This window comes from Streptomyces sp. URMC 126 (assembly GCF_051386555.1).
GTDB lineage: Bacteria > Actinomycetota > Actinomycetes > Streptomycetales > Streptomycetaceae > Streptomyces.
This window is the reverse complement of record NZ_JBPQTX010000245.1, coordinates 1-10779: the sequence shown is the minus strand read 5'-3', so window position 1 is coordinate 10779 and position 10779 is coordinate 1. Positions and strand designations below refer to the sequence as shown.

The window sequence follows — 10779 nt, the reverse complement described above, 5'->3', positions numbered from 1 at the left end:
GGGCCGTTCCCGGTGGGGGGACGGGATCCCGTGGACGCGTGGACGGGCCGAGGAGGGCCGGGGTGACGACCTTTGACGAACGAGCGGGCCTGAGCGATCTGACGAGTACGGCGGAGCGGGTGCGCGCCTCCGTCGAGGGCGTGATCGAGGGCAAGCCGGAGGTCGTCAGGACCGCGCTGACCGTGCTGCTGGCCGAGGGGCACCTGCTCGTCGAGGACGTGCCGGGGGTGGGCAAGACCATGCTCGCCAAGGCGCTGGCCCGCTCGGTCGACTGCTCGGTGCGGCGCATCCAGTTCACGCCGGACCTGCTGCCGTCCGACATCACCGGCGTCAGCGTCTTCGACCAGGAGCGCCGGGAGTTCGAGTTCAGACCGGGGGCGATCTTCGCGCAGATCGTCATCGGCGACGAGATCAACCGCGCCTCCCCGAAGACCCAGTCGGCGCTGCTGGAGTCGATGGAGGAGCGCCAGGTCACGGCCGACGGCCTGACCCACGAACTGCCCAGCCCCTTCATGGTGGTGGCCACCCAGAACCCGGTCGAGATGGAGGGCACCTACCCGCTGCCCGAGGCGCAGCGCGACCGGTTCATGGCCCGGGTCTCCATGGGCTACCCCAGCCCGGAGGCCGAGCTGCGGATGCTGGACCTGCACGGCGGCACCTCCCCGCTGGACGACCTCCAGCCGGCCGCGCACGCCCACGACATCCTCAAGCTGATCGAGACCGTCCGCGCCGTGCACGTCTCCGAACCGGTGCGGCGGTACGCGGTCGACCTGGTCAACGGCACCCGGCACCACCCCGAGCTGCGGCTCGGCGCGTCGCCGCGCGGCACCCTGCACCTGCTGCGGGCCGCGAAGGCCACGGCGGCGCTGGCGGGCCGCGACTACGCGCTGCCCGACGACGTCCGGGCCCAGGCCGTCGCGGTGCTGGCGCACCGGCTGCTGCCCACCGCGCAGGCGCAGCTGAACCGGCGCACGGCGGAGCAGATCGTCCTGGACGTCCTGCGGCTCACGCCCGTCCCCGTTCCGGACCAGGCCGCGCCGCGGCCCCCGGAGGCGCGACGGCCGTGACGGACGACCCGTACCCCCCGGAGGAACCGGACGCCGACGGCGACGGCGGGCTGCGGGCGGCGTTCGGGGGGCTGACCACGCGCGGCCGGTCGTTCCTGGCCGCGGGGGCCGCCGCCGTCGTCTGCTCCTACGTCCTCGGCCAGGAGGGCCTGCTGCGGGTGGGGCTGCTGCTGGCCGTGCTGCCGCTGGTGTGCGTCCTGGTCGTGCACCGCACCCGGCACCGGATCGCCGGCGACCGGCTGCTGTCCCCCGCCCGGGTGACGGCCGGGCAGGAGGCGCAGGTGCGGCTGCGCGTCGCCAACGTCTCCCGCGTCCCGGCCGGACCGCTGCTGGTCGAGGACCGGGTGCCCTGGGTGCTCGGCCCGCACCCGCGGTTCGCCCTGGACCGGATGGAGCCGGGCGGGCACCGCGAGGTGGCCTACCGGGTCCGGGCCGACCTGCGGGGCCGCTACCCGCTGGGGCCGCTGCGGCTGCGGCTGACCGACCCGTTCGGCATGTGCGAGATCACCCGCGGCTTCGGCACCCGCGCCACGCTCACCGCCGTCCCGTACTGCGAACCGCTGCCGCCGCTGCGGATCTCCGGCGACGCGGCGGGGCGCGGCGACGGCAGCCTGCGCACCCTCGCCCTCGCGGGCGACGACGACATCATCCCGCGCGCCTACCGGCACGGCGACGACGTGCGCCGGATCCACTGGCGGGCCACCGCCCGGGCCGGGGAGCTCATGGTGCGCCGGGAGGAACAGCAGCGGCGGGCGCACGCCACCGTGCTGCTCGACACGCGCGGCGCGGCCTACGCCGGGGCCGGGCCGGGCAGCCCGTTCGAACGGGCGGTGTCGGCCGCCGCGTCCGTCGCCGCGCACCTGCTGGGGCTCGGCTTCACCGTGCGGCTGCTCACCGACACCGGCACCTGGATCCCCGGCCCGGAAGGCGTCGGCGGCCGGACCGGCGGAGCCGGCCCCGACCCCGCGGACGCGGCCGGGACGCTGCTGGACGCGCTGGCCGTCGTCGACCACTCCGAGGCCACCGGACTGGCCGCCGCCCACGAGGCGCTGCGCGGCGACTCCGGAGGGCTGCTCGTGGCGTTCCTCGGCGGGCTGACCGAGGCGGAGGCCGCGCGCGCCGCCGGGCTGCGGCGGCGCGGCACCACGGCTGTCGCCTTCCTCCTCGACCCGGTGGCCTGGCCGCACGCTCCCCTGGGCCACCCGGACGCCGCCGCCGCGCTGCGCACCCTGCGCACGGCCGGCTGGGCGGCCCTCGCCCTCACCCCGTACACCCCGTTCCCGGAACTGTGGCGCCTCGCGGGCACCCCGGTGGGCCGGGGGCTGACGGCGGACGGGGTGGCGGGCCGATGACGGGAGCGACGGGGCGTGACCTGTGCGCCGGACGGCGGAGTGCCGGGGGGACGGACGTGAACGGAGTGGGCCGGGAGGCCGCCGGGACCGAGCGCTGTGAGCGGGAGCGGGGAGGACGCGGATGAGCGGCGGTATACGGGCCGCCGCCTGTGCGGTGGCGGCCACCGTCGGGGCCGCCTGCGCGATGGTGCCGCTGGTGGACGGCGCCGGCTGGCTCGTACAGGCCGCGGCGCTGCTCGCGGTGCAGGCCGGGGCGGGAGTGGCGGTCCGGCGGTGGGCGCCGCCCCGGCCGGTGGCGGTCGCCGCCCAGGCGCTCGCCGGGCTGCTGCTGCTCACCCTGGTCTTCGTCCGTGACCACGCGGTCGCCGGGCTGCTGCCGGGCCCGTCCGCCTTCCGGGAGTTCTCCCGGCTGCTGCACCAGGGCGCCGAGGACGTCGGGCGGTACGCCGTACCGGCGCCCGAGACGCCCGGCATCCGCCTGATGCTGGTCGGCGGCGTGCTGGTGATCGGGCTGATCGTGGACGCGGTGGCGGTCACCTACCGGAGCGCGGCGACCGCGGGACTGCCGCTGCTGGCGCTGTACTCCGTCGGCGCCGGGCTGGTCCAGGGCGGCCGGGACTGGCTGTGGTTCCTGGCGGGTGCCGCCGGCTATCTGCTGCTGCTCCTCGCGGAGAGCCGGGAGCGGCTGCTCCGCCGGGGGCCCGGGGGCCCGGCGGCCGGGGCCGCGGGGCCGGCACCGGCGGGCCCGCTCGCCCCCGGCCGGGCCGGCCGCCGGATCGGCGTCCTGGCGCTGGGGGTGGCCGTGGCCGTCCCGGCGGTGCTGCCCGCGATCGGCGGCGGCCTGGCGCCGCACGGCCGGTCCTCCGGCCAGGAGCGCGAGGGCGGCACCATCTCCGCGGTCAATCCGCTGGTCTCGCTGCGGGACAGCCTCAACCAGCGGGAGAACCGCGAGCTCCTGCGCTACCGCACCTCGGCGGAGTCCGGGCAGGACCTCTACCTGCGGATCGTCGCGCTCGACCGGTTCGACGGCGCCACCTGGCGCACCTCGGAACGGCGGGTCACCGACGTCCCGGACCGGCTGCCCAGCCCCCAGGGCCTCTCCCCCGACGTCCGCACGGTACGGGTGAACACCTCGATCGTGGCCGCCGACGGCTACGGGCAGGACTACCTGCCGCTCCCCTATCCGGCGGACTGGGTGCGCGTGAGCGGCCAGTGGCGGTACGAGCCGGAGGGCCGGACGCTGGTCGGCGACCACGGGCAGACCACCCGCGGGCTGCGCTACCAGGTCTCCAACCTGGTCGTCCAGCCGACGGCCGAGCAGCTGGCCAACGCGCCCCGGCCGCCCGAAAGCCTGCGCCGCGAGTACACCAAGGTGCCGTCGACGCTCCCCGCGGTGGTCGCGGAACGGGCCCGGCAGGTGACCGAGGGGGCGCGCAGCGACTACGAGCGGGCGGTACGGCTCCAGGAGTGGTTCGCGGTCGCCGGCGGCTTCACCTACGACACCGACGTGCGGACCGGCGGCGACGACGAGGCCGTGGCGCGGTTCCTGGAGGAGAAGCGGGGCTTCTGCGTCCACTTCTCCTTCTCGATGGCGGCGATGGCCCGGACGCTGGGGATCCCGGCACGGGTGGCGGTGGGCTTCACCGCGGGCGACCCGCAGGGTGACGGCTCCATGTCGGTGGGCTCCAAGGACGCGCACGCCTGGCCCGAGCTCTACTTCGAGGGCGCCGGCTGGACCCGCTTCGAGCCGACGCCCAGCCGCGGCAGCCGTCCGGTCTACACCGTAGAGCAGCCCGCCCCGGGGGCCTCCCCGAGCGCCCCCGTCCCGGCCCCGGACCACTCGGCCGCACCCCGGCCGGCACCGACCGCCGGCGCGGACTGCCCCGGACGGCCGTCGGGCGCGGCATGCCCCGACCGCTCGGGAACGGGCTTCTCGGCGGCCGCCGACGACGGACCCGGAGCGGACTCCGGCGTACCGGTCGTCCCGCTCGTCGCCGCCGGCGCCCTGCTGGTGGCCCTGCTGGCCGCTCCCCCGCTGTGGCGGACCCGCCTCCGGGCCCGCCGCCTCGGCGGCCCGGAGCCCGGGACTCCGGACGAGGTGGTACGCCGCACGCTGGCCGCTTGGCGGGAGCTGCTCGACACCGCCTGGGACTACGGCATCCCGCCTGACGCGACGCGGACGCCTCGGGGGGCGGTGGAGCGGATCGTGAGGGACGGGTCGCTGGAGGGGGACGCGGCTGCGGCGGCTTCCCGGGTGGGGGACGCGGTGGAGCTGGCTCTCTACGCTCCTCGGCCCGCGGCCGGGGTTCCCGTGGACGACGTCGCCGCCGTCCGGGCCGGGTTGCGAGCCGGGGCGGGGGGGGCGGCGCGGCTGCGGGCGGTGTTCGCTCCGGCGTCACTGGCGGGCGCGCTACGGAAGCGCCGCCTGCGGCGGTAGGGGTGCCCCCGCACCCCCGAAGCGCCCTCCGGGCGCTGTCCTCAAACGCCGGACGGGCTGAGTACGGCGCCCGGGCGCGCTATCCAGCCCGTCCGGCGTTTGAGGACGAGCGGCGAAGCCGCGAAAGGGGGGTCTGGGGGCGCAGCCCCCAGGAAACGGCGAAGGGGCGGGACCGGGGCACCAAACCCCCGCCCCGCCCCGAAAAGCGTCAGCGCCCTTGCTCGTCCCGCCGCCGCTGCCACCGCTGTTCGATGCGGTCCATCATCGAGCGCCGCTGCCGCATCTGGCGGCGCGCCGCCAGGCCGCCGCCGCCCGCGCCCATCGGCCCCGTGCCGCGTGGCGCCGCACCGGGCCGGGGCGCCTTGCGCCAGCCGGTGACCACGAGCACCGCACACCCCAGCATGACGAGGAAGCCCACCACGCTGATCCAGATCCACTGGGCGACCATTCCGGCCATGAGGAGCGCGATGCCCACCAGGAAGCCCGCGATCGCCTGGTAGACCCGTCGCCGGGTGTACGTGCGCAGGCCGCTGCCTTCGAGCGCTGTGGCGAACTTGGGATCTTCGGCGTACAGCGCTCGCTCCATCTGCTCGAGCATGCGCTGCTCGTGCTCCGAGAGCGGCACGGAGTCCTCCTACTCGTCGGTCGCGGGGGGCGACCGGGGTGCGACCCTTTCAGGATAGGCAGGGAATCGCCCCCGTGAAACCCGCCCCTCTGCGCCAATTCGCCCACCGGTCCGGTGTGCGGTCGGCGGTGTCGTGTGACGGTCGTGTGATGTCGCAACGTTCATTCCCTGCCCGCCGACCCGTCATGCCGGACGGTGTCTACCGATCATACGGGGCGAACGGGCAGTTCGGGCGGGGTCGTGCGGCTCCCGCCGGGGACGGGGGCCGGATGGCCCCCGGTCAGGGCCGTTCGGCCAGGACGTGGAGCTGGGTGGCCACCGCGTGGAAGGCGGGCAGCGCCGCCGCCTCGGCCTCCAGCCGCGCCAGGGCGTCCCGGGCGCCGGGCTGGGCGTCCACGAGCACGCCGGGGACCAGGTCGGCGAAGACGCGGACGCCGTGGACCGCCCGGACGTCCAGGCCGGCGCCGCCGACCAGGTCCGACAGCTGGTCGGCGGTGAAGCGGCGGGGCACGGGGTCGCCGGCGCCCCAGTGCCCGTCGGGGTCGGTGAGGGCCTGCCGGGCCTCCGTGAAGTGGCCGGCCAAGGCGCGGGCGAGCACCGCGCCGCCGAGGCCGGCGGCGAGCAGGCTGAGGACGCCGGAGGGGCGCAGGGCGGCGGCGACGGCCCGCAGGCCCTCGGCGGGGTCGTCCACGTACTCCAGGACGCCGTGGCAGAGGACGGCGTCGTAGTCACCGCGGCCGACCACGTCGAACAGGCCCTGGGTGTCGCCCTGCACACCGCGCACCCGGTCGGCGACGCCGGCCTCGGCGGCCCGGCGCTCCAGGGCGAACAGCGCGTTGGGGCTGGGGTCGACGACGGTGACCCGGTGGCCGAGGCGGGCCGCCTCGACGGCGAACTGGCCGCTGCCGCCGCCCGCGTCGAGGACTTCCAGGCCGGCGCCGCCGGCCTCGGCCCGCCGGTCCAGGGCGTCCCGGAGGACCTCCCAGACCACGGCGGTACGCAGGGACGCGCGGGGACGCGATGGGGTCTCCCCACCCAGGGAAGGCTCGGACACGGCGGGTGGCTCCTCGGCGCGGGTGGCGGCACCGCCGGGACGGCGGTGGCGGATGACGGTCGTCGGCGGTCCCAGCCTAATGGGCCGGGCTCCGGCCGCCCGCACTCCGCACCCGGTGCAGCGCCCCGGGCCGTCCCGGGGGCCGCCGGGCGGGCGCTCACCCCACCCTCCCGTGGCCGGGGGCGGGTTGCGCCGGCAGCCGGGGCTGGAGGTCGAGCCCGCGCTCGACGAGGCGCAGGAACATCGCGGCGGCGCGCAGCAGCTCGTCGGCCTCCCGCTCGCCCGCCGCCGAGGCGATGCCGGCCTCGGCCCGCGCCCGGCGTTCGGCGCCGGCGGCGAACAGGGCGCTCCACTCGGCCAGTTCGGGCGCGGCTTCGGGCAGCACCTCCCAGGCGCTGCGGATCCGGTGCCGTCGGCGGGCCGTCGTCTCGGGCCGGCCCCGGGCGGCGAGCACGGCGGCGGCCGTGCGCAGCGCGGCGAGATGGGCGGTGGCGAACCGCTCGTGCGGGGCGTCCAGGGCGGCGGCCTCCACCAGGCTCCGGCGGGCCTGGGCGAGCAGCTCGACGACGGCGGGCGGGGCGGTGGCGCGGACGGGCGGGGGCACGTCCCACACCCCGGGCGCTGCCGGGGCCGGGCGGGCGGCCGATGAGACGACCCGCGATGGGGTCGTGGGAGTCGTGGGAACAGCCGGGGAAAGGCGGACGTCGCTCCTGCCGCGGGCCATGACGAACCTCCTTCGTCGGGGCGGTCGCGGCCGGACGCCGGGACCACCGTCTGCCGCCATCGTCCTGCACCCCACTGACAATCGCCCTGACCTGCACGGACGTTGGGTATGCCACCCCGGCGGCCGGGGCGTGGGAGGGGGTGCGCCATACTTTTCGCACTGACCGGTCAGTGCGAAAGCTTCGCGGGACCGAAGCCGGAAGGCGCCGAAGCCGGGCGAGCCGCACCGACCGCCGTGTCACCGGGAGGCCGCCGTATGGACCGCATCGCGCCCGGAGCCGCCGGCACGGCCCGCGGACCCGGCCTCGCCGGCCCTCGCGGCCGGACCTTCCGCGGCGTGGACGCCACCGCCGGCCCCGGTGACCTCGTCGCCGTCGAGGGCCCGTCCGGATCGGGCCGTACCTGTCTTCTGCTCGCCCTCGCCGGAAGAATGCGCGTCACCGCCGGAGAAGCCGAGGTCGGCGGCCTGCTCCTGCCCCGGCGGCGGTCCGGCGGCCGGGTGGCGGGCGTGTGCCGGGCCGGCCGCGTTCGCCGCGGCGCCCCGGCCCTCGCCAAGGGGACGGCCCGGCGCCGGCAGACGCGGACCGTGAGCCGACCGCACCCCTGGCCGAGCCCGTGAGGCCCGTACCGGAGGACACGGTCCGTACAGGGAGAATCACCGGCATGGACAGCAGCAGTACGCGCCGCGGCAGGACCCGGCGCCGCCTCTTCGAGGCGGCCGTCACCCTCATCGCCGAACAGGGCTTCTCCTCCACTACCGTCGACGAGATCGCCGAACGCGCCGGGGTGGCCAAGGGCACCGTCTACTACAACTTCGCGAGCAAGACGGTGCTCTTCGAGGAGCTCCTGCGGGACGGCATCGAGCTGCTGACCGTCTCCCTGCGGCAGGCCGCGGACGACACCGCGGCCCGCGGCGGCGGCCGGGTGGACGCGCTCGACGCGATGGTGCGGGCGGGACTGGACTTCATCGCCCGCTACCCGGCGCTGACGCAGCTGTACGTCGCGGAGCTGTGGCGCACCAACCGCGCCTGGCAGTCGACGCTGATGCAGGTGCGGCAGAAGGCGATCGCCGTGATCGAGGGGGTGCTGGCCGAGGCCGTCGCCGGCGGCGAGCTGAGCCCGGAGATCGATGTGCCGCTGACGGCGTCGGCGCTGTTCGGGATGGTGCTCGTCGCCGCGCTGGACTGGCAGTCGTTCCAGCCGGAGCGGTCGGTGGAGGAGGTCCACGCGGCGCTGTCGCGGCTGCTGCAGGGGCGCGTCGGGGGACACGCGCGCTGATCCGAGAAGTCCCGCACGCGGCGCCCGTTCCGCCGCCCCGTGCCGGCGGTGCGGGCGCCGCGTTCCCCCCGCGCCCTCACTCTTCCGTCCGCCGGACCGGCGCCTCATCCGTACCGGTACTCATCCCGTACTCATCCGGCGGCCCGAGTACCCGGGCCGAAGGGCGGAGGGGAGCGCCGGAGTCCGGCCCTACGATCGTCCCCATGTCCGTACTCCCCATGGTGTTCACCAGCGGCTGGGCGAGCGGGATCAACGCCTACGCGGTGGTCCTGCTGCTCGGCCTCTGCGGCAGGGCCGGCATCGGCGACGACGTGCCCGGGGCGCTCCAGCGCCCCGAGGTGCTGATCGTCGCCGGGCTGCTGTTCCTCTGCGAGGCCGTCGCCGACAAGATCCCGTACGTGGACACCGTGTGGGACGCGGTCCACACCCTGGTCCGGCCCGCCTGTGGGGCGATGGTCGGGGCGCTGCTGGCCGGGCAGAGCGCCGGTTCGGCGTCGGAGGTGGCCTACGGGGCACTGGGCGGGACGACGGCGCTGGTGATGCACCTGGTGAAGATGAGCACGCGGATGGTGGTCAACAGCTCGCCGGAGCCGCTGAGCAACATCCTGGTGAGCGTCGCCGAGGACCTGGGCGTGGCCGCCCTCGTGGTCTTCGCCCTGTTCCACCCGGCGATCGCGGCGGGCATCGCGGGGACGCTGCTGGTCCTGGGCATCGGGACGGTGGTGGTCCTGTGGCGCCGGGTGCGCGCCTTCCTGCGGCGGCGCAAGGAGCGGAAGGCGGCGCGGGAAGGGCGCGCGGCGGCCCCGGCGTAGCGCCGGGGGCCCGGCCCGGGTGGGCGCGGGCGGCCGGAACGCTTCCGGATAAGGTCGGCCACATGGCACGAATCGCGGTGATCGGCGCCGGCATGGGCGCCATGGCGGCCGCCGCCCGACTGGCCGTCGCCGGCCACTCGGTGACGGTGTACGAGCGCGGGGAGACCCACGGCGGAGGCGTCGGACGGTTCGCCCGCGACGGCTTCGTCTTCGACACGGGGCCGCAGCTGCTGCACCTGCCCGCGGTCTACCGCGACCTTTTCGTCAAGACCGGCAAGGAGTCCCTGGAGCAGAGCGTCGACCTCGCCCAGGTGGACCCGGCGAGCGCCCACCTCTTCGCCGACGGGACGGCGTTCGCGCTGCCCAACGCCTCGCGCGCCGGCGTCGTCCGGGCGCTGGACGAGGCGGTCGGCCCGGGGGCGGGCGAGCGCTGGAGCGAGCTGGTCAACCGGGCCCGGGAGGCGTGGGACGCGACCCGGCGCCCGCTGCTGGAGGAGCCGCTGAGCGCGGACCCGGCGGAACGGGCGGCCCTGGCCCGCGACCCGTACCCGGCGCCGCGCCGGCGCGGGCTGTTCCGGCGGTCCGCCCCCGCCACCCTGGCGGCCGTCGCGGACCGGGAGTTGCGCGACTCCCGGCTCGCCGCCCTGCTGGAGAGCCACGCGCTGGCCTACGGCCTCGACCCGCGCACCGCGCCGGCGAGCGCCACCGTCCTGCCGTACCTGGAGCAGACCTTCGGCAGCTGGTACGTGTCCGGCGGCCTGCGCGGCCTCGCCGACGCGCTGCACCGGCGGTGCGTGGCCCGGCGGGTGGAGTTCCGGTTCGGTGCCGAGGTGACCCGGGTGGTGGAGAAGGACGGCCGGGCGGCGGGCGTCCGGCTGGCCGACGGGACCGTCGAGGAGGCGGCGTTCGTCGTCACCGGCGCTCCGGACGCGGCTCCGGCGGCGCCTCCGCGCGCCGGCCGGTTCACCGTCTTCCTCGCCTTGCGCGGCGGCCGGCCGGCGGGGACCGCGCACCGCACGGTCGTCCACGCGCCGGACCGCTCCCGGGAGTTGGCGGGCGTCTTCGACACGGCCGGCCCCGGCTACGGGCCCACCGTCACCGTCTTCCGCCCCGACGACCCGGCCGTGCGGCCCGACGACGGCCACGAGGCCGTCACCCTCACCGCGACGGTCGCGCCGCAGGGCCGTACCGACTGGACGCACGGCGACACGGCGGCCGCGTTCGCCGACCGGATGCTCGGGGCCGCCGAGGCGGCCGTTCCCGGGCTGGCGGAACGGGTGCTGTGGCGGGAGGTGCGGACACCCGCGGACGTCGCCGCGGTCACGGGGGCGCCGGGCGGAGGCGTGCCGGCGCCGGCGTTGGCCGGGGCGGAGGGGGCGTTCCTTTTCCCGGGGAATTCCGGGGAGTTGCCCGGGTTGTTCCGGGTGGGCG

Annotated in this window: 10 protein-coding genes; 7 read left to right on the top strand and 3 right to left on the bottom strand. The window is 76.9% G+C overall.

Annotated features, from left to right (window positions below; translation table 11 throughout):
* Nucleotides 1–62 precede the first annotated feature (62 nt).
* The 3 genes from ACSNOK_RS24825 (at nt 63) to ACSNOK_RS24815 (ending at nt 4856) form a co-directional block, all read left to right on the top strand.
* Nucleotides 63–1067 (top strand): AAA family ATPase, encoded by a 1005-nt coding sequence (locus ACSNOK_RS24825; protein ID WP_436782982.1) that lies wholly within the window; start codon nt 63–65, stop codon nt 1065–1067.
* Nucleotides 1064–2419, top strand: a complete 1356-nt coding sequence (locus ACSNOK_RS24820) for a DUF58 domain-containing protein (RefSeq protein ID WP_436782981.1) — start codon at nt 1064–1066, stop codon at nt 2417–2419. Before ACSNOK_RS24825 ends, ACSNOK_RS24820 begins: the two co-directional genes overlap by 4 nt.
* A 121-nt stretch (nt 2420–2540) precedes the next feature.
* Complete coding sequence (locus tag ACSNOK_RS24815) at nt 2541–4856, top strand: transglutaminaseTgpA domain-containing protein (RefSeq protein WP_436782980.1); 2316 nt, start codon at nt 2541–2543, stop codon at nt 4854–4856.
* A gap of 208 nt (nt 4857–5064) precedes the next feature.
* Here ACSNOK_RS24815 and ACSNOK_RS24810 read toward each other — a convergent pair whose 3' ends face one another.
* The 3 genes from ACSNOK_RS24810 to ACSNOK_RS24800 all read right to left on the bottom strand — a co-directional run bounded on the left by ACSNOK_RS24810 (nt 5065) and on the right by ACSNOK_RS24800 (nt 7259).
* The gene (locus ACSNOK_RS24810; RefSeq protein ID WP_436782979.1) at nt 5065–5481 is read right to left on the bottom strand and encodes a DUF3040 domain-containing protein; all 417 of its coding nucleotides are present in this window, start codon (nt 5479–5481) and stop codon (nt 5065–5067) included.
* Between the two features lie 280 nt (nt 5482–5761).
* Nucleotides 5762–6535: a methyltransferase domain-containing protein gene (locus ACSNOK_RS24805; protein ID WP_436782978.1), complete on the bottom strand. Its 774-nt coding sequence runs from the start codon at nt 6533–6535 to the stop codon at nt 5762–5764.
* Nucleotides 6536–6692: 157 nt separating this feature from the next.
* Nucleotides 6693–7259 (bottom strand): SAV_6107 family HEPN domain-containing protein, encoded by a 567-nt coding sequence (locus ACSNOK_RS24800; protein WP_436782977.1) that lies wholly within the window; start codon nt 7257–7259, stop codon nt 6693–6695.
* 255 nt (nt 7260–7514) lie between these two features.
* Here ACSNOK_RS24800 and ACSNOK_RS24795 point away from each other — a divergent pair, with 255 nt between their 5' ends.
* From ACSNOK_RS24795 to ACSNOK_RS24780, 4 genes are all read left to right on the top strand, one after another.
* Nucleotides 7515–7877, top strand: coding sequence for a hypothetical protein (locus ACSNOK_RS24795; protein WP_436782976.1), 363 nt, complete (start codon nt 7515–7517; stop codon nt 7875–7877).
* A 44-nt stretch (nt 7878–7921) separates the two neighbouring features.
* Nucleotides 7922–8536 carry a TetR/AcrR family transcriptional regulator gene (locus ACSNOK_RS24790; protein WP_436782975.1) on the top strand — a complete coding sequence of 205 codons (615 nt, stop codon included), beginning with the start codon at nt 7922–7924 and terminating at the stop codon, nt 8534–8536.
* 203 nt (nt 8537–8739) lie between these two features.
* Nucleotides 8740–9348 carry a DUF4126 domain-containing protein gene (locus tag ACSNOK_RS24785; RefSeq protein ID WP_436782974.1) on the top strand — a complete coding sequence of 203 codons (609 nt, stop codon included), beginning with the start codon at nt 8740–8742 and terminating at the stop codon, nt 9346–9348.
* Between the two features lie 62 nt (nt 9349–9410).
* On the top strand, nt 9411–10779 hold a 1369-nt coding region (locus tag ACSNOK_RS24780), incomplete at its 3' end, for a phytoene desaturase family protein (protein WP_436782973.1).